Origin of the sequence: Vibrio mediterranei, assembly GCF_900088415.1 — a bacterium.
Classification (GTDB): Bacteria; Pseudomonadota; Gammaproteobacteria; order Enterobacterales; family Vibrionaceae; genus Vibrio; species Vibrio mediterranei.
In genome coordinates this window covers 126,997-149,359 of the sequence record NZ_FLLQ01000010.1, presented here as the reverse complement: position 1 = coordinate 149,359, position 22,363 = coordinate 126,997, and the positions used below count along the sequence as shown (strand labels likewise).

Here is a 22,363-nt window from a genome sequence, read left to right as displayed (position 1 = left end):
AGAATCAAGCAATCCCAATCGATGAATATCGATGTGTGAGGCAGTCTAACTATATGGCTACTAGAATATAAAAGGCATGACAGAATCGGCTGGTATTTATCCCGTCAGGTTCCCTCAGTAATGACATGTGACCACTTCGAATTTTGTTATCAACAAGCGATCCCATCGCAATGACTATCATCTTCACCAGATAGCAACGTCTCAGTTTTTATGACAAGTTTTCGCTTGAAAAAGCGTCAAAATCAGCCCAATTTACAAAAAAATATGACAACTGCTATAATTGAAGTCCAAAAAGATAAATCATTAGCCTAACTCACTGTTAAAGATAGAATTTGTCAACAGCCGTCGAAACTTCTGTCTCATTAAATTTCCAAGGGTGTGAATTTATGGGCAAAGTCTATGATGGCTTGCACCGTATCAGCTTCTTAATCAATGAAGAAGGTGTGATTGAGCATGTATTTAATAAGTTCAAGACTAAAACTCACCACGAAGTAGTGCTTGATTACTTGAACGACAAAGCATCTTAAGACACCTTGTAGTTCGGGACATTCAATTCAAAAAAGCCTCGCTTGTGTAGCGAGGCTTTTTTACTCTTTTCAGATAGCTAAGTGGCGTGCTGAGTGCCATCATCATGACTTGGTAGTGCATTCCAAACCGCTTTAACTAGCGTTGCCAATGGTATGGCAAAGAACACTCCCCAGAAGCCCCATAATCCACCAAATACCAAGACCGCAACGATAATTGCTACCGGGTGTAAATTCACCGCTTCAGAGAAGAGTACTGGTACAAGAACATTACCATCCAACGCTTGGATAATACCGTATGCTACAAGTAACCAGTAAAATTGTGGTGCTAAGCCCCATTGGAACAGACCCACCATAGCAACGGGAACCGTAACGGCTGCTGCACCGATATAAGGGATAAGTACTGAGAAACCAACCAACACGGCCAACAAGACCGAATAACGAAGATCTAGAATAGCAAAAGTGACATAACTTACTGTACCAACAATCAAGATCTCCAATACCTTACCACGAATGTAGTTAGAAATTTGCTGGTTCATCTCGATCCAAACTTTATTCGCTAGACGACGGTTACGAGGTAAAACGCCGCTCGCCATGCTGACCATCTCTTCTTTGTCTTTCAACAAGAAGAAAACCAGTAACGGTACTAAGATCAAATATACTGCTAGCGCCGCTAAACTAACAAGCGATGCCAGTGAACCTTTCACTACATTTTCACCCAAAACGAGAACTTTATCTTTCACGTTGCCCATTATGGTTTCAACTAAATGAATTTCAGCGAGATCAGGGTATCGTTCAGGTATCGTCGCGACAAACTGCTGCATGCCGTTATACATATTTGGAATATCATTCAGTAAGTTTCCAACCTGATTCCAAATTGTTGGCACTAATCCAAAAATTGCTAACAGCATTAAACTGATGAAGAGGAGGATGACCGCTACCACTGACAGTGTTCTCGGTAAACCAAGTGCGCATAGTTTGCTAACAGGCCACTCTAATAAGTACGCCAAAACAATCGCCACCAACAATGGAGCAATCAAATTACCGAAGAAGTAGATGGTAATAAATCCAAATAACAGAATTACTACCAAGCTCACTGCATCTGGGTCGGAAAAACGTCGCTTATACCAACGACGGACCATATCTAGCATCAATTAATCATCCTGTTTACGAATATTGATAACGCTCACTTCACCTTCAATCCTATGATTTATTGCTGCATTCTGGATAGATAAGTATTGAAGGACGTCCGAGACTGAGTGTTTGTCGACTAACCTCACCGACAATAGTTGCCCTATTTCAATCTGTTTAAAAGCGCGCTTGACTAAGAGTAATGACATCGGGCATCGCTCTTCCACTAAATCAAGATGCATATCGGTCATACTCTTTCCATTTGAACAGCATTGAAACTTAACATATACGCTACGAATCTCTCAAAGTCATCCATTGTAAAGACTTTTGATAGCATACCCAACCAGTAAGTGTTACAGAAACTATGAATAATGGATATTCACACAAACCAGAGATAACAAAATACAGCTAAGCCCGAGAATGAGAAAACCTTTCCTATCCCAGTTCCGTATGCAAAAATGAGTGGCAAGAGGATAAGGTAGGAAACCAAGTTAGGATTTCATGGTCAAAACTACCACATTTTAAGGAGTCACCTCAGTCGTATGTTGAAACGCGCCCGTTCATTGATTTGCCTATGCGTCGCTACCGCATTAAGCGTCCCTCAAGTTGCCTATGCCGAACTCGGTCTTCCCGATATCGGAACTGCAGCAGGGGCAACGTTGACCATAGATCAAGAACTCATTTATGGTGATGCGTATATGCGGATGATTCGCGCTAGCTCTCCAATTGTTAATGACCCAGTGCTCAATGAGTACGTTGATTCTATTGGCCATCGATTGGTTTCCAGTGCTAATGATGTAAAGACCCCTTTCACTTTCTTTATGATACGCGACCGCAACATAAACGCTTTCGCGTTCTTTGGTGGTTATGTCGCACTGCATACGGGGCTGTTCCTTCACGCCCATACTGAAAGTGAGCTGGCCTCAGTTATGGCGCACGAAATCGCCCACGTCACTCAGCGCCACTTAGCTCGTAGAATGGAAGACGAAGCTCGCCGTTCACCCGCTACTGTTGCAGCACTTGTTGGTTCACTTTTATTAGCGATAGCTGCCCCTCAAGCGGGTATGGCAGCGCTTACAGCGACCACTGCTGGTTCGATGCAGGCTTCTATCAACTATACACGCAGTAACGAAAAAGAGGCCGACCGATTTGGCATTGCCACTCTTGCTCGCGCCAAGTTTGACGTCAACGACATGCCTCGTTTCTTCGGTCGTCTTGCGGACGAATATCGTTACGCAAGCAAGCCGCCACCAATGTTATTGACTCACCCACTTCCAGAAGATCGTATTACCGACACTCGTGAGCGAGCTCAGAGCTACCCACCGCTGCGAGTACAGCCATCAATCAATTATCATCTGGCTCGGGCTAGAATTGTAGCCCGCTATGCTGGAATTAAGTCTGCTTCGGCAATGGATTGGTTCGAGCGAACCGCTCGTAAAGCAGGACCGAAAATTCAAGACTCCTTCGAATACGGCAAAGCCCTGGTGTACCTAGACACTAATAAACTCGATGAAGCTGAAGCAATACTCGACAAGCTTTTAAAGAAAGATCCAAACAACAATTTCTATCTAGATGCAGCATCCGACCTTTACATTGCTCAAAAGCAGCCTGAAAAGGCAGCCGAGCTGATGAAAGAAGTCTTAACCGTTAAGCCTAATAACCCAGTCATTACTATCAACTACGCCAACGCGTTACTTAAAGGCGAAAAATACAAAGACGCGATTCAAGTTCTCCAGCGTTACACCCACGAGCACCCTAATGATACTAATGGCTGGCACTTGCTGTCGGAAGCTAACATTAAACTAGGCAATAGCGCCGAAGATCTTGCTGCACGCGCAGAAATCTTGGCCTTGAATGCTCAGTGGGATAAATCTATTCAGCTTTACTCTCAGGCTAGTCAACTGGCCGAGTTAGGAAGCCTAAAACAGGCTCGCTATGACGCACGTATTGACCAATTGCTGGTACAACGTGACCGTTTCATGGCATTACAATAAAACCAAAAAGGAATAGCCATCTATGTCAGTCACCATTTTTCATAATCCACGTTGCTCTAAAAGCCGCCAAACTCTTGCTCTTCTTGAAGAAAAAGGCATTCAACCAGAAGTAGTTAAATACCTAGATACACCACCAACAGTAGAAAAGCTCAAAGAGATTTTTGGTCAGCTGGAATTAGAAAGCGTTCGTGCGATGATGCGTACTAAAGAAGATATTTACAAGGAGCTTAATCTAGCAGATCCGGCACTGACCGATGATCATCTGTTTCAGGCTATGTTTGATAATCCAAAGCTAATCGAGCGTCCTATAGTGATCAACAACGGTAAAGCAAAGCACGGCCGCCCGCCTGAGCAAGTGCTAGACATCCTATAATGTCATGCCAAATTCTGGTGCTTTACTACAGTCGACATGGAAGCACCAAACAACTCGCTCGTGCGATAGCGCGAGGGGTTGAATCAGTCGAGCAATGCCAAGCTATTCTGCGTACAGTGGAAGAGTTGACGACAGAGTCAGACTCAAACAGTGGCGATCCGGTCGTCTCCATCAAGGAGCTAAAGCAATGCGACGGTTTAGCTATGGGTAGTCCAGTTTGGTTTGGCAACATGGCTGCTCCTTTGAAGCACTTTTGGGATCAAACCACCAGCTTATGGATCGCTGGAGACCTAATCGATAAACCCGCATGTGTGTTTACCTCATCATCCTCATTACATGGCGGTCAAGAAAGCACCGCCATGAGTATGCTACTTCCTCTGTTGCACCACGGGATGATGATTTTAGGTATTCCCTATAGTGAGCCGCAGTTACATACCACGACAACCGGTGGAACGCCTTACGGAGCATCACACGTAGCAAATTCAAGTACACAACTTAGTATTGAAGAGTCAGAGCTAGCTTTTGCGTTAGGAAAACGCTTGGCACAAACCGCCAGAAAATTGAAGTAATGGAATCATGATAGCAATCCCTTTTAAAACCAAAACCATGCGCATCTTTGCACTGGCAGCCAACTTAGCATTGCTAACTTGGGTCACTGTTTGGCACGGCTATTTGTCTCCACATCCTCACATTAGCCCCACTGCGATTACAATCGCTTGGATGATTCCGCTGCTATTACCGTTACCGGGTATTATCGCGGGAAAACCTTATACCCACGCTTGGGCGAACTTTGTGTTGATGTTGTATTTTCTGCATGCACTAACACTGCTTTATGCCGATGAAGGAGAACGTTGGCTAGCATTAGTAGAACTTCTACTCACCTGTTCGGCCTTCGCAGGAAACATCCTCTACGCCAGATTAAAAGGAAAGGAGCTTGGACTTAAGCTACCAAGACTGTCTTCGGTAGAGAAAAAGGAAAAACAGCGCTTCGAAGAGTAGGCTTTTGAAGAACAAGAAATTCTTGAAACAAGAAAAAAGGAGGCATTGCCTCCTTTTTCAACCTGTAAATTTACGCCTCAACTAGTATAGCCATTCAAAAGTCAGTTGTGGCTTAGCGATTAGGCCAGATGTAGACGCTGTAGACTCTGATGAGTCCGTAGCCACATTAACCTCATCAACCGACGACACTGTTGCTGGTTCAGCAGTATCGGGCTGAGCTGGAGTATTCGCCTCAGGATTTGCCGTTGAGCTATCGACCTCAGGTAAAGTCGCAGGTACAGCTGTAGGAGCAGGCTCAACCACAGCTTCTTCCGGCAGAACTTCAACCAGCTTTACTAAGCCAAGCTTAAGTACTTCTTGTTCAAATGACTCAATCGAACCAAGTAAGTAAGCTCTGATAATGACTTCATCACCTTTAACTTCAGCCACTTCCACTTTCGCCGTCGAAGCTAAGCGGCCTAATGCACGTTCCAGAGTAAAGAACGCATCTGCACTCTTCATACCGATAAAAGACACAGTAACAGTGCCTGCACTTTCGCCGCTAATCACTGTTGCATTTTTAGAGGCGAAATAGTCACTGACTTGATCGATAAGGTTAGCCATTGCAACGCCACCTGACGCTGAACCAGTGATAGGCTCTAACTGGTTTCGACCTAAGGTTTCTGGTGCTTGGTCGTATAGTGTCCAGCGTAAACTACTACCTTCAGCTCTTACAACCATCACCGCATCTACAGGATAACGCTGAGTTGCTTGTGATATTGGGCCTACAAAGCCTCCCCACAAATCTGTTGGTTGAATTCCCGTCATGTCATCAAAATCACCAACAGGGAATGTCACTGGAAGCCCACGTCGTTTTGCTTCTTTTCTTAGCTGATTCGCCGCTTCAGAATTGGTATGTTCCCAAGTAATAGCGCGATCCCTACCGTCATCTTCGACCAACCACACCATGACATTGGCACGATCAATTGGCCAAGAAGACAGATCAGCTTGCTTCAGTAGAGTATTAATTTGCTCACTATTGAATGTCATTCTTAATGCTTGCTCACCATTTAGCTGCGTATAACCCAACTGTGTAATGAACCTGGAGCTCTTGCCTAGTGCTTTCTTTACCACGGGATTAGCCGCCGCCTTCGAATCACCGCTGGCTTTAATGAGTACTTCCAGCATGCCTTGCTGGCGAGCTACTTCATCAGCATTCGGTTCTTCAGAATTCACCACCACTTCGGTCGAGTAAATATCAACCTTGGTCAATGCATAAGCTGGCAATACAAAGACTGTTGCCAACAACCAAGCTAAATAACGCATAAGCATCCTAAATTACAAAGATATAAGTCGAAATGATAAGCAAGTATGAGTTCAGGAGCAAGCCAAGTGCTTCAAGGTTTGGTTAATATTTTTTGCCACAGCCCCTATCCATCAAGATCTAAAGCACGATATCTGGCCTTGTATCGAAGTTTTACTAACAAATAATCCAGATTTTTTACCAAGATCATTAAGTAATCGATTGCAAAGTGATATTATCGCGCCAATTTGCCCAAAGCCCTTGGGTGAAAACTTCTATTTGCTTGGATATCAAACTATGAAAACTATCTTACAAGGTTCGCAAATGCTATTCGTCGCGTTTGGTTCCTTAGTCCTAGTACCGCTGCTTACTGGGTTAGATCCTAACGTTGCTCTGTTTGGAGCTGGTGTGGGCACACTGTTGTTCCAATTAATAACCCGTCGTAGCGTTCCTATTTTTCTAGCGTCTTCTTTTGCTTTCATCGCTCCGATCATGTTCGGTGTTCAAACTTGGGGCGTCGGTGCCACTATGGGTGGCTTGATGGCCGCAGGTGTTGTTTACGTCATAATGGGTGCCGTTATCAAAGCAAAAGGCGTGGAGATCATTCATAAGCTTTTGCCGCCTGTTGTAGTAGGCCCGGTTATTATGGTGATTGGTCTTGGCCTAGCGCCAGTTGCTGTAAACATGGCATTGGGTAAAACTGGCGATGGCGCCATTGAACTCGTCAACGGTAATGCCGCACTATGGATTTCGTCAATTTCGCTATTAGTGACGATTGCAGTCAGTGTCTTTGCAAAAGGTTTCCTTAAGCTTCTGCCTATTTTCAGCGGAATCGTGGCGGGATATGTCACTAGCTTAGCATTTGGTGTCGTTGACTTTACTCCTGTTGTTCAAGCGTCTTGGCTGTCGATGCCAAACTTCACTACTCCCGAATTTAACATCAATGCAATTCTGTTTATGTTGCCTGTTGCGATTGCACCAGCGGTTGAACACGTTGGTGATATGCTAGCCATCTCGAACGTTACTGGTAAAGATTATTTGAAGAAACCAGGGCTTCATCGCACTATCACAGGTGACGGCGTAGCAACAATCGCAGCCTCTATGGTAGGTGCTCCGCCAAACACCACCTACAGTGAGGTAACTGGTGCTGTGATGCTAACCAAAGCATTCAACCCGGTTATCATGACCTGGGCAGCAGTGACTGCGATCGTCTTAGCATTGGTAGGTAAGCTTGGTGCTATTTTACAAACCATCCCCGTTCCTGTAATGGGCGGTATCATGATCTTACTGTTTGGCTCTATCGCTACTGTAGGTCTGAATACACTGATTAAGAACAATGTTGATTTGCATAAATCCCGCAACTTAGTGATTGTCGCTATCACATTAGTATTCGGTATTGGAGGCATGGCATTTGGTATTGGCGACTTCAGCCTTCAAGGTGTGAGTTTGTGCGGTATTGTGGCGATTGTTCTTAACCAGATTCTTCCTCATGACCTAGGTGAGAATAAAATGGTTGATAATGCTCAAATGGAAGATTAATTACTCCGAACGCAAAAAAGGCTGACAATTGTCAGCCTTTTTCTTTTTAAATCATCAGACTCTTAATTATTGAGTACCGAAAATCTTATCACCCGCGTCACCTAGACCAGGAACGATGTAGCCTTTGTCATTCAGACACTCATCGATAGCAGCAGTATATAGCTCAACGTCTGGGTGAGCTTTTTCTAGTGCTTCGATACCTTCTGGAGCAGCAACAAGAACCAATACTTTAATTGCTTTACAGCCTTTTTCTTTCAGCAGGTCGATGGTTGCAATCATAGAACCACCCGTTGCTAGCATTGGGTCAACAACTAGCGCAATACGCTCGTCGATGTTTGACGCTAGCTTGTTGAAGTAAGGTACCGGCTCCAGTGTTTCTTCATCACGGTAGATACCAACAACACTGATACGTGCACTTGGCATGTGCTCAAGCACGCCATCCATCATACCTAGACCAGCACGAAGAATTGGCACTACGGTCACTTTCTTACCTTTGATTTGGTCTACTTCAACAGGACCATTCCAACCTTCAATAGTTACTTTCTCAGTTTCAAAGTCTGCGGTCGCTTCATACGTCAACAGGCTACCTACTTCTGTAGCAAGTTCACGGAAACGCTTTGTGCTGATGTCCCCTTCACGCATCAAACCCAGTTTGTGCTTCACAAGAGGGTGTTTAACTTCAACAACTTTCATGTCCTACTCCGGCAATTTTTAACAAAACCTGCAAATTATACATGGTTTCTTTCGCTATTTCAGTCAAGATTATAGGTTAATGGTGTTTTTTCCGCATATTTACTCGCTTAAACTGGCCTATATCAACAGATTACCCTCACTCAAAAATAGTTTGTAATTTCTTACGCAAACGTTTTCCTTTTTGTTTAAACCCCTGTTAGAATAGCGCCGCTTTTCACATCCATTTATTTATCGAGGACTGTCCCGTGAGCGGAAACAACACTTCCCTAAGCTATAAAGACGCTGGTGTAGATATTGATGCTGGTAACGCATTAGTTGACCGTATTAAAGGCGCGGTTAAGCGCACTCGTCGCCCTGAAGTTATGGGAGGCATCGGTGGATTTGGTGCTTTATGTGAGCTGCCAACTAAATACAAAGAGCCTGTACTCGTATCTGGAACAGACGGTGTCGGTACCAAACTGCGCCTAGCTCTAGATATGAACAAACACGACACTATCGGTATCGATCTGGTTGCGATGTGTGTGAATGACTTGATTGTTCAAGGTGCAGAGCCATTGTTCTTCCTCGACTATTACGCAACAGGCAAACTGGACGTAGACACTGCAGCTGATGTGGTATCTGGTATCGCTGAAGGTTGTATCCAAGCTGGTTGTTCGCTTATTGGTGGCGAAACGGCTGAAATGCCTGGTATGTATGAAGGTGAAGACTACGACGTTGCTGGTTTCTGTGTCGGCGTCGTTGAAAAATCAGAAGTTATCGACGGTACAAAAGTCGCTGCCGGTGACGCACTTATCGCGGTTGGTTCAAGTGGCCCACATTCAAATGGCTACTCTCTTGTACGCAAGATCTTAGAAGTATCTGGCGCAGATAAAAACGAGATGCTAGGCGAACGCACAATTGGTGAACACTTACTAGAACCGACGAAAATTTATATCAAATCAGCTCTGAAAATGATCGCTGAACACGATATCCATGCAATCTCACACATCACAGGTGGTGGTTTCTGGGAAAATATCCCTCGCGTACTTCCTGAAGGAACAAAAGCTGTGATTGACGGCAAGAGCTGGGAATGGCCAGCAATCTTCAACTGGCTACAAGAGAAAGGTAATGTTGATACATTTGAGATGTACCGTACCTTCAACTGTGGCGTAGGCCTAATTGTTGCTCTGCCAAAAGATCAGGCAGAGGCAGCAGTTGAACTATTAAAAGCTGAAGGCGAAAACGCATGGGTAATTGGTGAGATCGCGACTGCACAAGCTGGTGAAGAGCAAGTAGAGATCAATTAGTTTCATGAAGAATATTGTTGTTTTAGTTTCAGGGAATGGTACCAACTTACAGGCGATTATTGACGCTTGTGAGTCCACCATCGAAAACGCCAAGGTTCGAGCGGTATTCTCAAACAAAGAGTCCGCTTTCGCCTTAGAACGTGCACGGAAGGCAGGAGCGGAGGCTGAGTTCCTTGACCCGAAATTAAGTGAAACACGTGAAGCGTTTGATGCTGAACTGATGCGTCGCATTGACGTGCACAAACCTGACTTATTGGTACTAGCAGGCTACATGCGTATCTTAAGTGGCGAGTTTGTACGCCACTACATGGGACGAATGATCAACATTCACCCTTCGCTGTTACCAAAATATCCAGGTTTGCACACACATCAACGTGCGATTGATAACTGTGATGAACACCATGGCACCAGTATCCATTTTGTTACTGAGAAGCTAGATGGTGGTCCAATTATCTTGCAAGCTAAAGTTCCAGTATTCGATGATGATACGATTGAAACACTAGAACAGCGTGTTCAAAGTCAGGAACATAAGATCTATCCGCTGGTTGTAAAATGGTTTGTAGAAGGCCGCTTATCTATGGATGGCAGTAAAGCGATGTTGGATGGTTTAGAACTTGGCCCTCAAGGCTACGCAGACAAATAACCCTGTAAATCACAACGAGTAAATATCAAAAAAGCGAGTGATGTAATCACTCGCTTTTTTCTTATGTCCCAGTTTGATGTGGGCTTATAATGGCTCAGTAGGCGCTTGGCTTGCAGGCTTTGCTTCCGCAAACTCCACGTCTTTTAACTCATCAACATTGCTGGCGACTAACTCCCCAAAATGAAACAGGTTAAATTCACCAGGCTTCATTCGATGCCAACTCTCATTGCTAGTCAGCGGTTGAGTCGCAACAACCGTCACCACATCGTTAGGTGTCGTCTCTTCGTGGAAGTTAATCGTCACATCTTCATCGAGTAAAGTAGCTTTACCAAATGGGGCTTTACGCGTGATCCAGTACAAATGGTTAGTGCAATAGGTCATCACAAACTCACCATCACTTAACAACATGTTGTAGACACCGTATTCTCGTAATTCATCACAACATTCGGAAATGTACGCGAACATCGCCATCATATCTTGCGGTGGTTCAGGAAAGCGCTCATCCAATTTTCGCAGCAGCCAACAAAACGACAATTCACTGTCAGTTTCGCCCACTGGACGAAAGTGACCAGTCTCTAGTCCTTGATAGTCACTAAGCTGACCATTGTGTGCGAATGTCCAATAGCGTCCCCATAGTTCACGCGTGAATGGGTGCGTATTTTCTAGATTAACCTGACCACGGTTCGCTTGTCGTATATGACTAACAACTGCACGACTCTTTATCGGATAATTTTGAACCAACTCCGCAATTTTCGAATCACAACTCGGTTGAGGATCTTTAAAGGTTCTAAAACCTTTCCCTTCATAAAAGGTTATACCCCAGCCATCTTTGTGAGGGCCGGTGTTGCCACCCCGTTGAATCAAACCGGTAAAGCTGAAACAGATATCTGTTGGCACATTTGCACTCATGCCAAGCAATTCACACATTGAGTTCCCTACTCTTTTTCTTCCACAATAATGTCACTAGTAAACTGAGATTATTCCATCTCTTTTTCAATCAATTGGATCACAATATGAATGATCTTGATGTGTACTTCTTGAATTCGATCCGCATAACCAAAGTGCGGTACGCGAATCTCAATATCAGCAACACCTGCCATTTGACCACCATCTTTACCTGTAAGGGCAATTGTCTTCATGCCCTTTGCCTTGGCAGCTTCAATAGCTTTCAAAATGTTGCCAGAGTTGCCCGATGTAGAAAGACCAAACAAAACATCACCAGAACGGCCTACTGCTTCCACATAACGTGAAAATACATAATCGTAACCAAAGTCATTGCTCACGCATGAAAGGTGGCTTGGATCAGAAATAGCGATACCAGCGTAACCCGGACGGTTCTCACGATAGCGACCCGTTAGCTCTTCAGCAAAGTGCATCGCATCACAATGCGATCCACCGTTACCACAGGACAATACCTTGCCGTCTTGCTTGAATGATTCCGCAATCATTTTCGCTGCTGCTTCGATCTGCGCAATGTTGTGATCGTCGCTTAGGAATTTATTTAGTACGTCTGCCGCTTCTGTTAGCTCGTTTCTAATTAGATCTTGGTACATAGGTTTATTCTCTTTATTTTCCGACATCAACGCGTCGTTGCGATTACCTGAGTTTAACTATAAACCCCCAATTCTGTCGATAGGCACAGGCTCATCTAACCCCTTCCTGATTGGTTTTTCATAGCTTCGCATTCGAAACTGGTGGGAAATTATACAAAGCTCTCATTTTTGAATCGAATTAGAGTAATTACTTTTGAAAATTTACATTTATGCAATAATTGAGTTACAATTATTACTGGTACGACCTCTTACCTTACGTATTACTAAAACGGTCAACCACTACAACAACGATAAGTACCCAGATAAAGGAACAATCATGGACATCTTGCTCTCTCTCGTCGCCTTGCTCGGCGCAGTTGGATTCAGTTTCTACCAACGAGCATCGCTGGCAAAATCTTTATTACTCGTGACCACTGCTATGGTCTTAGGTTCACTACTCGGTGTATTTGGCGTCATCATATGGGCGTTGTACGTTGCTACGGTAGCGGTATTGTGTGTTCCTTCTATCCGACAATCACTGATTTCTGCTAAAGCGCTTAAACTATTTAGGAAAGTGCTTCCTGCCATGTCTCAGACAGAAAAAGAAGCATTGGATGCGGGTACGGTTTGGTGGGAAGCAGAGCTTTTCAAAGGCAAGCCAAACTGGCAAAAGCTACAGAATATTAGTCAGCCAAAACTTAGCGCAGAAGAGCAAGCCTTCTTAGATGGTCCTGTTAACGAAGTCTGTGCGATGGTGAGCGATTATCAAGTCACTCACGAGTTAGCTGACCTTCCACCAGAAGTTTGGCAGTACCTAAAAGATCACAAATTCTTTGCCATGATCATTAAGAAAAAATACGGCGGCCTTGAATTTTCTGCGTATGCACAGTCTCTCGTTCTACAAAAACTAACCGGCGTGTCGGGTGTGCTTTCATCTACAGTTGGTGTCCCTAATTCCTTAGGCCCAGGTGAACTCCTTCAGCACTATGGTACAGAAGATCAAAAAGACTACTACTTACCTCGCCTAGCAGTCGGTAAAGAGATTCCGTGTTTTGCTCTAACTAGCCCAGAAGCCGGCTCTGATGCAGGCTCAATCCCTGATTTTGGTGTCGTATGTAAAGGCAAATGGGAAGGCAAAGAAGTCTTGGGCATGAAGCTCACTTGGAACAAACGTTACATTACCCTTGCGCCAGTCGCTACAGTACTTGGTCTTGCTTTCAAACTTCGAGATCCAGATGGCCTGCTAGGTGACAAAGAAGACTTGGGCATTACTTGTGCGCTTATTCCAACACACCTTAAAGGTGTAGAGATTGGTAACCGTCATTTCCCTCTGAACGTTCCGTTTCAAAACGGCCCTACAACAGCGAACGAGTTGTTCGTGCCACTGGATTTCATTATCGGCGGTCAAAAAATGGCTGGTCAAGGCTGGCGTATGTTGGTTGAGTGCCTCTCAGTTGGACGTGGCATCACACTACCATCAAATTCAACAGGTGGTATCAAAACAGCAGCTTTGGCAACAGGTGCTTACGCTCGTATCCGTCGTCAGTTCAAACAACCAATCGGCCATATGGAAGGTATTGAAGAACCATTAGCACGTATTGGCGGTAATGCTTACGTAATGGATGCAGCCAGCCATCTTACGGTTACAGGGATCGACTTGGGCGAGAAGCCATCAGTGATCTCTGCCATCGTCAAATATCATTGTACTCATCGCGGTCAACAAAGCATTATCGATGCCATGGATATTGTTGGCGGTAAAGGCATTTGCCTTGGCCCATCAAACTTCTTAGCACGCGGCTATCAAGGTTCACCTATCGCTGTAACGGTAGAGGGTGCCAATATTCTCACTCGTTCAATGATCATCTTTGGTCAAGGCGCGATTCGTTGCCATCCATATGTTTTAACGGAAATGGATGCCGCGCACTCTACCGCCAATGATGCTGTTGATAAATTCGACAAAGCCCTTGCAGGCCACGTTTCATTTACGATCAGTAACTTAGTACGCAGTTTCTGGCTCGGTCTTACGGATGGTCGTGGCTCATCAACACCACAGAAAGATGCAACCAAACGTTATTACCAACAGTTGAACCGTTACAGTGCCAACCTAGCATTGCTTTCAGATGTGTCTATGGCAGTCCTTGGTGGCTCACTAAAACGCAAGGAACGCCTATCGGCGCGCCTTGGTGATATTTTGAGTCAGTTGTATCTAAGTAGTGCTGCATTGAAACGTTATGACGTGGAAGGCCGTAACAGCGAAGATTTACCGCTTCTTCATTGGGGTCTACAAGATAGTCTAATGCAAACTGAAAAAGCGTTGGACGATTTCTTGGCTAATTTCCCCAATAAAGCGATTGGTCGTTTGATGCGCTTCATCGTCTTACCACTAGGCACAGTTCGCAAAGCGCCTTCAGATAAGCTTGATAGCCAAGTGGCTCGTATCTTACAAACCCCTTGTGGTGCTCGAAGCCGTTTGGGTCGCGGTCAATACCTAGAACCAACCGAATTCAATGCTGCAGGTCGTATTGAGCAAGCGCTTGATATCATTCTACGTGCTGAGCCTGTGTTTACTAAAGTGTGTAAAGCGCTTGAGCAGCGACGTCCATTTACGCAGCTTGATAAAGTCGCGGCATTAGGCTTAGAGAAAGGCCTAATCACTCAGGATGAGGCGACACTGCTTATTACTGCAGAAGCACATCGTCTGTACACTATAAACGTTGATGACTTTGCACCAGAGGAGCTCGCAGCAAAGCCTGTCTACCCGACAATGGAAGAAGTCGCGTAATTGGTCACTCCAGATAATTGATCATTCCAAATAGCTAAAAGGGTCAGCAATTGCTGACCCTTTTTTATGTCATTACCGTTACTAAACTAACGCGGCATATTTAACTGCATTTCTGGTAGTGAAGCCTTAATGGCTCGCTTACGTCGAACCAACCACCAGATGAGTCCACCCACCACGATAAGCACTAGATTGCCGATCACGATGGCCAGTATTGCTCGAGTTCTCACTTGTTCTCTGTGCGCAAGGATTTGCGCTTCTTGTTCCGCTTTTTTCTTCGCTTCTCGTGCCGCCGCTTGCATTTCCTCGGCTTTTTCTAAATCCAAAGCCCCGACAACACTGAAGGTACGCATTGGAAGATCAAACACTAACGAACGCCCCGTGGAAGCCTCATTGGCATACACATGGCCAGTCCAATGATAGGTCCCCATTTGATGTAAGTCGTTAAAATACGAGGTGACATCGTTTTTACCTGCGTCCGCTTGGTGTTGCACGACCTGCTCTGACTCATCAGGGGACTGCAGTTCAATTGAGGTGGCCAAACTACCAGCTTCAATCGTCGCGACTTCACCGCGAACTACAATTTGATGTGGTTTCTTATCATCGCCTTGGATAAATTTGCTAGAAAATGGCGTCGGGTAAATCAGCACTTCTTGCTCTAGAGCGCGTAAAAACACCCCATTGCCTGTAGTAATTCGAACATTGTATTTCCCGGGCTCAAGTTCAATAGGTAGCTCAACGGTGAACACACCATCTCCAGCGCGCTCATCCAACCCTTCACCGTTATCATAAAACTCACCAATGACAATAGGTACCGGGCGCACCTTGTTATCCGTTTGTTCTTGAGATTCTAAATAGCGCGTCATCACCACTTTAAGGTTCACACGGTCGAGGATGTTCTCAACAATTAACGGCTTGCCATCGGTCATGAGTCGGGCAGTAAACTTTAACTTCTCACCTTGATAAATACGCTGTGGCAAGGTGTCAGCTTTTAAAGACAGCTGAGAAATGATTTGAATGTTATTTTTGGGCGTGACTTTGCCAATGGCTTGCCAAGGGCCTGGCATTGGCTTTTCGATTGAAATGACATCGACACTAGGCTCTTCAATCCAGTGAACATTTTCAGGATGACGCCAAGCGTAGTATTTTTTACCGTCAGGGCGAACTAGCGTAACCGGCTTAGAGTTATCCTGTCGATAAACCAAAAAAGTGATTCGTTCCACCGTTTGGTCAACTCGAAAACGGTTATCAAGAAATGACATTGAGGACTCAGTCGCGAAGGCACCAACTGTCAGCGATAACCATAACGCCATCGCAAAAATAATCCTCTGCATGTTTCTCTCCTACAGGCGCCAGAGACAACTGCCACCTTTTTCAACAATATCTAAGCGCGAATTGTGCGCTTCTATTTCATCGGCAGAAGCATGCAAGATCTTTAGCGATTTTCTTCCCGTTGTGAGCCTCTTAATGGTTTCACCACCGCTTTCGTCCCCATCAGACTGTCCCGCATTAAATTGCATCGAAGTTTGGCCGCCCGTCATTGCCAAATACACATCCGCCAAGATCTCCGCATCGAGCAAAGCGCCGTGGAGAATACGAGCAGACGTATCTATCGTGTAGTGTTTTGCTAACGAGTCGAGGTTCTTTCTTGCCGGCATGTTCGCCATGCGTTTTGCCATCGCAAGCGTATCGGTAACCTTACAATACTGTTCGGTTTTACCAATCGAAGCGTCTAACTTCTCAAACTCGTAGTCCATAAAGCCCACATCGAAGGGCGCGTTGTGGGCAACTAGTTCTGCGCCTTTAATAAAATCTAAGAACTCTTCGTGAACTTGATGATAGAGCGGTTTATCTAATAGAAACTCATCAGTGATACCGTGAACGTCGATAGCGTCAGGTTGAATTTCACGATCAGGCTTTAAATAGACATGAAAATGGCGACCAGTCAGTTTACGGTTGATGATTTCCACCGCACCGATTTCAATGATTCGATGCCCCATGTAGTGAGGACCACCTTCGCGGTTCATACCTGTGGTTTCGGTATCGAGTACCACGATTCTGCGTTGTTCTGAATTGAGACTGGTATTCATGATGTTTTGTATGTCAGACTATATAGATAAACTTACTGAGCTATATAGTATCAAATCATGACGAAGCAGGTTGAAATTTTCACAGATGGTTCTTGTTTGGGTAATCCTGGTCCTGGCGGCTATGGAATCGTCCTAAGGTACAAACAGAACGAAAAGACGTTAGCCAAAGGCTATACGTTGACAACAAACAATCGCATGGAAATGATGGCAACCATTGTTGCACTTCAGACACTTAAAGAGCCTTGCAACGTTATCTTAACCACAGATAGTCAGTATGTTCGACAAGGGATTACCCAGTGGATACACAACTGGAAAAAACGTGGTTGGAAAACCGCAGATAAGAAGCCAGTTAAGAATGCGGACCTATGGAAAGCACTCGACTCAGAGACTGCACGCCACGATATTGACTGGCGCTGGGTGAAAGGTCATGCAGGTCATAGAGAAAATGAAATGTGTGATGAACTAGCAAGAGCTGCTGCAGAAAACCCAACAGAAGAAGACACTGGCTACCAGCCAAGCTAAGGTTTCTTCCGCTTATAGCTTTCCCTTGATTACGAGCTTTGCTTTTTATCTGCAGTACGATAGCTAACACTGGCCGGTGTTAGCTTTTTCTTTAGACGCCAATGCGGCTTTATCGGTTTAAGAGGGTAGGTGCGCTTTCTCGCTACGATGAAATACAAGCTTCCCATGGGCGACGCCCAGTCACCAATACTGCTTTCTAACCACGTCCACATCGTCCGATATCGTTTCATAGGAAACAGCGCATAAGTATCCGCATAGACGACCTGATAATTGAGTACCCCTAACCAGTCTTTTATCCGATTTGGCGTAAACATGCGGCCACTCCAAGGGAAATTGTTCTTTCTCCAAGGCATCAAGCTAGCAAGACCGGTGAAGCTCATAGGGTTGAAGCCAGTAATGATAAGGTAACCATCATCGATCATCACTCGATCCACTTCGCGCAATAGACGATGGGGGTCTTCGGCATACTCAAGTTGATGCGACATTACAACAGCATCAAAACTCTTCTCTAAGAATGGTAATTCGTAGCGGTCAGCGATAACATTGTGCAGAGGGTTCTTAGAATCAAGGTTCACTTGATGCTGAATGTTGCAATTACAGCTTGTGAGTTCACAACTCAGTCCTCCAAGTTTTAGCATATGATAGCCAAAGAACTTGGGGCACCACTCATCAAGCCTCGTTTGAATAGATTCAGAGACCCATTGACCGTTGGCAAGCTCTTCCCAAGAATGGGGATGATCAACTTTTTTCTTGCTGCGTGCTGGCTTCATTTACGCGCTCTCTCCCATACTGAACTGGAGAAACAACAATGTTACATATCAAAAGCATACCTGCATTTAACGATAATTACATCTGGCTGATTCAAAATAACCAGAACTTGTGCGCCGTTGTCGATCCAGGAGATGCTGAACCTGTGATCGAGTATTTAGAAGCCAACCAACTTGAGTTAGTAACGATATTGATTACTCATCACCACTGGGACCATACTGGTGGCATAGAGAAACTGGTAGAAAAGTACCCGACGATCACCGTGCTTGGTCCTGAGAATTCCAATATAGGACAGCTTACTCATCATGTCAGTGAAGGACATCGTATCAACTTGTTCAATGAAGAGTTTTTGGTGCTCAATTTACCTGGCCACACGCTCGATCATATTGGCTATGTAGGCGACGGTAAGCTATTTTGTGGCGATGTCCTATTTTCTGCGGGCTGTGGACGCATTTTTGAAGGCACTCCGGAGCAAATGTACAATTCGCTACAAAAACTCACTCTACTACCTGAAGAGACGGAAGTGTACTGTACTCACGAATACACACTTAGTAACCTCGCCTTTGCCATGGCCGTAGAGCCCCATAATGAGTTCCTTCATGAATACAGAGATGGTGCCAATCAGAAACGCGCTAAAGGTTTCCCAACCTTGCCAACCACGATTTCCATAGAGAAGCGCATCAATCCATTTTTACGAACTACTCAACCAGAAGTTGTGAGCTCGGTAGCAAACCGAACTGTCAATAATGATCCCCTATCAACTTTTACAGCATTACGTGAGTGGAAAAACGAATTTTAACGTTTTGCTGCTTGTTTGGCCCAATCCGTATTAGTATTATGCACAACCGTTCAAATTAGAGGTTGTAGCAAACAAAATGCATAAGAAATACAGTTGGGCCTTAGCCCTGTTGCTGGCCGGTTGTCAGATGACACAGCCAGATTCAAGCAACACCACAACAGAGCCCACCAACTCTCCTGCAGAAACAGCAACCACTAATACAACAAAGCCCGTTTCCGTTGATACTCCAACTCCAGCAAAAGCACTAACGCCACAAGAGCAAGAAGATGTATGGCAGCGCATTGCTATGCAGCTAAAAATGGAGATTCCAGACAATGCTAAAGTGGACTATTACCGCGAATGGTATATTAAACATCCTAGCCACTTAAGAACGGTCTCACAGCGCGCTCAACCTTTCCTATATTTGATTACTGAAGAAATAGAAGCACGTAACCTCCCATTAGAGCTTGCGTTACTGCCTATTGTCGAGAGCTCCTTTGATGCCTTCGCTTATTCTCATGGCAGCGCGGCAGGATTATGGCAGTTTGTCCCAGCAACAGGAAAAGCGTTCGGTCTAGACCAAACCTACTGGTATGACGGTCGTCGTGACGTTACCGCATCAACTCAAGCCGCTTTAGATTACCTGACTCAGTTGAACAAACGTTTTGATGGCAACTGGAATCACGCGATCGCGGCCTATAACAGTGGCGGTGGTCGAGTAAACAGTGCGATTCGAAAAAATCGTAACTTAGGCAAGCCAACGGACTTTTTCTCTCTCGATTTACCGAAAGAAACTAGCAGCTATGTCCCTAAGTTGCTGGCTCTAGCTGATGTTCTGGCTAACAAAGAAAAGTATGGTGTCGACATTCCACCAATCGCAAACAAGCCTGTGTTGGAATTGGTCGACCCTAATGAACAGCTCGATCTTGCAATTGCAGCCAAATATGCCGGCATTTCGATTAAGGAACTGCAAAGTTATAACCCTGCATACAACCAATGGGCAACTGCACCAGATGGCCCTCAGACATTACTGCTACCCATCGAGACTTTAGATAAGTTCCGCTTCGAACTGGAACAGAATCGCGGTAAAGGGATGCGTCTTGTGCGTTATAAAGTAAAGTCAGGTGATTCATTGAGTGTGATTGCGCGAGACCACCAGACAACGACGCAAGTGATTCGCAGTGCCAATGGGTTAAAAGGCAACAATATTCGCGCGGGCCAGTATCTTCTCGTTCCGACATCAACTAAAGATGAATCAACCTATTCATTAAGCGCAGCAAATCGCTTGGCAAAAACACAATCAACATCTCGTGGTAACTATAAAGTGACCCACAAAGTTGCCAGTGGTGACAGTTTGTGGTCGATTGCCAGAGCAAATAAAGTTTCTCACCAATCGTTGGCAAAATGGAACGGTATGGGGCCTCGTGACACACTAAGAGTTGGGCAGGAACTCGTAATCTGGAAAAATGCGAGTGATGGCGCGATTATCCGCACCGTTTTCTACTCTGTAAGAAGTGGGGATACCATCAGCGGTATTGCACAGAAATTCAAAGTACGTACCAACGATGTTGTTAAATGGAACGACCTTCAGAAACAGAAATATCTTAAGCCGGGCCAAAAACTGAAACTCTACGTTGATGTCACCAAAACTAGTGCTTAGTTCTCATTAAAAAAGCGGCGTTTACGCCGCTTTTTCTATGTCTGACCACCTCATTGGTTCAATTACTTAGAGACAATCCTAAACTCAGCAAGTAGAGGATTATGATCAGAGGCATCAGATTCAGGAACGCACTGTCCTGTCAGTTCCATTCCACGATAAAAAATGTGATCCAAAGGTAAACCAGTGATAAATCGCTTACGGTTATCACGTTGAAATTCGACCTCTTTAATATGGTATTTATGTAGGGCTTGTTTTAACGCGGAGAGTCGTGAGTCACTCCAACTATTGAAGTCCCCTGCTATTAGCAGTGGTCCTTGATGCTTCTCGAGTACTTGCTTGAAGGACTCAAGTTGTTGCTTATACTCTTCTGTTCCTATCGTAAAATTTACAGAGTGCAGATTCACACTGATTAAAGTTTGTCCATTCGTCAGTGCGTATTCCGCATACAAGCCTGATTTAGGTAATCTTAGCCAAGGTTCGGTTTGCAGATTCGCGCAAGCGATTGAAGGCATGGTACGGCTTAAATTAAGTACGCCAGAAGAGACATCAAATGCTTTGAATGCACTAACTTGATTACTCCCCCAGTCCGAGCGCTGTAGCCAATCTAAAAATGTATCATCGAGGCTGGCTTCTTGAAGTAGGACCAATTGTCGGTCTTCGGACAGACGAGTAAGTTCGGGCAATAAGTTTTCGCGATTTTGTTTGTAAATATTCCAAACCAAAATATTCAAGTGCCCGGACTCGTCCAACGCAACTGGATGGTCATTGCGGTAACACTTTAGCTCCGTTTGAACTTGGCTATCCTTAATACTGGTAATTTCTGGTGTTTCTCGCACGGTAAATACCGATTGAAAACCACCCACTGTCATTCCCACAATAGCGACACCAGTAAGCAGTACCCACTTTAACTTCATAATACCTCTTCTCTAAAACGAAAAAGGAGCAGTTACCTACTCCTTTATGATTCTTTGAGATTCGACTTAGATAGCGTCTTCATCTTCTTCGCCAGTACGAATTCGTACTACACGTTCGATATCAGTGATGAAAATCTTACCATCACCAATCTTACCCGTTTGAGCGGTCTCAATGATGGTTTCCACACATTGATCAGCCACGTCACTTGATACGACAATTTCCAATTTTACTTTTGGCAAAAAGTCGACCATGTATTCAGCACCGCGGTAAAGCTCTGTGTGACCTTTCTGGCGACCAAAACCTTTTACTTCAGATACGGTCATACCTGTAATGCCCACTTCTGCCAATGCTTCACGGACGTCATCAAGTTTGAATGGTTTGATAATCGCTTCAATCTTTTTCATGTTCTTCCCTTAAACCTCATTGATTGACACCATTATCTGGCAGGCTGCGCCAACAATCAACGAAAACAAAAAACCCGAAGGCAATCTTCGGGTCTCTTAATAGTAAATCGATAATGCAATTATTTCAGACTAGCGTAATAAGCAGCAACGTTGGCAATATCTTCGTCGCTCAGCATTGACGCTTGAGCTTGCATGACAGCAGCCAAACCGCCTGTACGTTCTTTATTCTTGTACGCTTTGATAGAAGTTGCTAAGTACTGCTCGTTTTGTCCCTTAAGGTTTGGGTAACCTGGAATAACTGCGATGCCATCAGCACCATGACAAGCGGCACAAATCGCTGCTTTTGCCTTACCAGCTTCAATGTCAGCGGCCATCGCCGTACCACTCAATAGGCCTGCAGCCAATACTGCACCAATTACCATATTTTTCATTGCTTTACCTTCTGTGTATT

Annotated in this window: 23 protein-coding genes and 1 pseudogene; 12 read left to right on the top strand and 12 right to left on the bottom strand. The window is 44.8% G+C overall.

All coding sequences use genetic code 11. The features are described from left to right. Nucleotides 1-380: 380 nt before the first annotated feature. Nucleotides 381-527, top strand: a pseudogene (locus tag VME0621_RS26360) (thioredoxin-dependent thiol peroxidase); the annotation flags it as partial. A 77-nt stretch (nt 528-604) separates the two neighbouring features. On the opposite strand, the gene VME0621_RS22565 reads toward VME0621_RS26360, so the two are convergent. Next, nucleotides 605-1,675: an AI-2E family transporter gene (locus VME0621_RS22565; protein ID WP_038227860.1), complete on the bottom strand. Its 1,071-nt coding sequence runs from the start codon at nt 1,673-1,675 to the stop codon at nt 605-607. A gap of 3 nt (nt 1,676-1,678) precedes the next feature. Beyond that, a complete protein-coding gene (locus tag VME0621_RS22560) occupies nt 1,679-1,906 on the bottom strand; it encodes a sulfurtransferase TusA family protein (RefSeq protein WP_038227861.1) in 228 nt (75 codons plus the stop codon). A 291-nt stretch (nt 1,907-2,197) separates the two neighbouring features. Here VME0621_RS22560 and bepA point away from each other — a divergent pair, with 291 nt between their 5' ends. From bepA to VME0621_RS22540, 4 genes are read left to right on the top strand one after another with little or no spacing between them, the layout of a single operon-like run. Then, entirely contained in the window at nt 2,198-3,649 is a 1,452-nt protein-coding gene (gene bepA, locus VME0621_RS22555) for a beta-barrel assembly-enhancing protease (protein WP_062460793.1), read from the top strand. A gap of 22 nt (nt 3,650-3,671) precedes the next feature. Beyond that, complete coding sequence (arsC, locus tag VME0621_RS22550) at nt 3,672-4,022, top strand: arsenate reductase (glutaredoxin) (protein ID WP_062460790.1); 351 nt, start codon at nt 3,672-3,674, stop codon at nt 4,020-4,022. Continuing rightward, a complete protein-coding gene (wrbA, locus tag VME0621_RS22545) occupies nt 4,022-4,591 on the top strand; it encodes an NAD(P)H:quinone oxidoreductase (RefSeq protein WP_038227864.1) in 570 nt (189 codons plus the stop codon). The genes arsC and wrbA overlap by 1 nt, the downstream gene beginning before the upstream one ends. A gap of 7 nt (nt 4,592-4,598) precedes the next feature. After that, the gene (locus VME0621_RS22540) at nt 4,599-5,021 is read left to right on the top strand and encodes a DUF2069 domain-containing protein (protein ID WP_062460787.1); all 423 of its coding nucleotides are present in this window, start codon (nt 4,599-4,601) and stop codon (nt 5,019-5,021) included. A gap of 81 nt (nt 5,022-5,102) precedes the next feature. Here VME0621_RS22540 and VME0621_RS22535 read toward each other — a convergent pair whose 3' ends face one another. Next, on the bottom strand, nt 5,103-6,326 hold the full coding sequence (locus VME0621_RS22535) for a DUF2066 domain-containing protein (protein WP_062460784.1): 1,224 nt from the start codon (nt 6,324-6,326) through the stop codon (nt 5,103-5,105). A gap of 274 nt (nt 6,327-6,600) precedes the next feature. Between VME0621_RS22535 and VME0621_RS22530 the strand changes: the two genes are divergently transcribed. Further along, entirely contained in the window at nt 6,601-7,842 is a 1,242-nt protein-coding gene (locus tag VME0621_RS22530) for a uracil-xanthine permease family protein (protein ID WP_062460781.1), read from the top strand. Nucleotides 7,843-7,908: 66 nt separating this feature from the next. Here VME0621_RS22530 and upp read toward each other — a convergent pair whose 3' ends face one another. Further along, nucleotides 7,909-8,535 carry a uracil phosphoribosyltransferase gene (gene upp / locus VME0621_RS22525; protein ID WP_006072840.1) on the bottom strand — a complete coding sequence of 209 codons (627 nt, stop codon included), beginning with the start codon at nt 8,533-8,535 and terminating at the stop codon, nt 7,909-7,911. A gap of 245 nt (nt 8,536-8,780) precedes the next feature. Here upp and purM point away from each other — a divergent pair, with 245 nt between their 5' ends. Both purM and purN read left to right on the top strand, forming a co-directional pair. Then, nucleotides 8,781-9,821 carry a phosphoribosylformylglycinamidine cyclo-ligase gene (gene purM, locus VME0621_RS22520; RefSeq protein WP_062460778.1) on the top strand — a complete coding sequence of 347 codons (1,041 nt, stop codon included), beginning with the start codon at nt 8,781-8,783 and terminating at the stop codon, nt 9,819-9,821. Between the two features lie 4 nt (nt 9,822-9,825). Next, a complete protein-coding gene (purN, locus tag VME0621_RS22515) occupies nt 9,826-10,464 on the top strand; it encodes a phosphoribosylglycinamide formyltransferase (RefSeq protein WP_006072838.1) in 639 nt (212 codons plus the stop codon). Nucleotides 10,465-10,548: 84 nt separating this feature from the next. Here purN and VME0621_RS22510 read toward each other — a convergent pair whose 3' ends face one another. Then, complete coding sequence (locus VME0621_RS22510) at nt 10,549-11,391, bottom strand: class II glutamine amidotransferase (RefSeq protein WP_006072837.1); 843 nt, start codon at nt 11,389-11,391, stop codon at nt 10,549-10,551. Between the two features lie 50 nt (nt 11,392-11,441). Beyond that, nucleotides 11,442-12,017: a D-sedoheptulose 7-phosphate isomerase gene (lpcA, locus tag VME0621_RS22505; RefSeq protein WP_006072836.1), complete on the bottom strand. Its 576-nt coding sequence runs from the start codon at nt 12,015-12,017 to the stop codon at nt 11,442-11,444. A gap of 316 nt (nt 12,018-12,333) precedes the next feature. On the opposite strand from lpcA, the gene fadE reads away from it, so the two are divergent. Continuing rightward, nucleotides 12,334-14,778, top strand: coding sequence for an acyl-CoA dehydrogenase FadE (gene fadE / locus VME0621_RS22500; RefSeq protein ID WP_062460775.1), 2,445 nt, complete (start codon nt 12,334-12,336; stop codon nt 14,776-14,778). Between the two features lie 86 nt (nt 14,779-14,864). Here fadE and VME0621_RS22495 read toward each other — a convergent pair whose 3' ends face one another. Together VME0621_RS22495 and dnaQ are read right to left on the bottom strand one after the other, a co-directional pair. Then, nucleotides 14,865-16,109: a TIGR03503 family protein gene (locus VME0621_RS22495; protein ID WP_062460772.1), complete on the bottom strand. Its 1,245-nt coding sequence runs from the start codon at nt 16,107-16,109 to the stop codon at nt 14,865-14,867. A gap of 9 nt (nt 16,110-16,118) precedes the next feature. Next, on the bottom strand, nt 16,119-16,865 hold the full coding sequence (gene dnaQ / locus VME0621_RS22490) for a DNA polymerase III subunit epsilon (RefSeq protein WP_038227872.1): 747 nt from the start codon (nt 16,863-16,865) through the stop codon (nt 16,119-16,121). 57 nt (nt 16,866-16,922) lie between these two features. Here dnaQ and rnhA point away from each other — a divergent pair, with 57 nt between their 5' ends. Further along, entirely contained in the window at nt 16,923-17,387 is a 465-nt protein-coding gene (rnhA, locus tag VME0621_RS22485; RefSeq protein ID WP_038227874.1) for a ribonuclease HI, read from the top strand. Nucleotides 17,388-17,416: 29 nt separating this feature from the next. On the opposite strand, the gene VME0621_RS22480 is transcribed toward rnhA, so the two are convergent. Next, on the bottom strand, nt 17,417-18,157 hold the full coding sequence (locus VME0621_RS22480; protein ID WP_038227875.1) for a class I SAM-dependent methyltransferase: 741 nt from the start codon (nt 18,155-18,157) through the stop codon (nt 17,417-17,419). 38 nt (nt 18,158-18,195) lie between these two features. Here VME0621_RS22480 and gloB point away from each other — a divergent pair, with 38 nt between their 5' ends. Both gloB and VME0621_RS22470 read left to right on the top strand, forming a co-directional pair. Beyond that, entirely contained in the window at nt 18,196-18,954 is a 759-nt protein-coding gene (gene gloB / locus VME0621_RS22475; protein WP_038227876.1) for a hydroxyacylglutathione hydrolase, read from the top strand. A gap of 76 nt (nt 18,955-19,030) precedes the next feature. Further along, nucleotides 19,031-20,593 (top strand): LysM peptidoglycan-binding domain-containing protein, encoded by a 1,563-nt coding sequence (locus tag VME0621_RS22470; protein WP_031493868.1) that lies wholly within the window; start codon nt 19,031-19,033, stop codon nt 20,591-20,593. Nucleotides 20,594-20,655: 62 nt separating this feature from the next. On the opposite strand, the gene VME0621_RS22465 is transcribed toward VME0621_RS22470, so the two are convergent. The 3 genes from VME0621_RS22465 to VME0621_RS22455 all read right to left on the bottom strand — a co-directional run bounded on the left by VME0621_RS22465 (nt 20,656) and on the right by VME0621_RS22455 (nt 22,343). Further along, a complete protein-coding gene (locus VME0621_RS22465; protein WP_062460770.1) occupies nt 20,656-21,507 on the bottom strand; it encodes an endonuclease/exonuclease/phosphatase family protein in 852 nt (283 codons plus the stop codon). A gap of 66 nt (nt 21,508-21,573) precedes the next feature. After that, nucleotides 21,574-21,912: a nitrogen regulatory protein P-II gene (glnB, locus tag VME0621_RS22460; RefSeq protein WP_031495634.1), complete on the bottom strand. Its 339-nt coding sequence runs from the start codon at nt 21,910-21,912 to the stop codon at nt 21,574-21,576. Nucleotides 21,913-22,031: 119 nt separating this feature from the next. Beyond that, nucleotides 22,032-22,343: a c-type cytochrome gene (locus VME0621_RS22455; RefSeq protein ID WP_031495636.1), complete on the bottom strand. Its 312-nt coding sequence runs from the start codon at nt 22,341-22,343 to the stop codon at nt 22,032-22,034. Between the last annotated feature and the right edge of the window lie 20 nt (nt 22,344-22,363).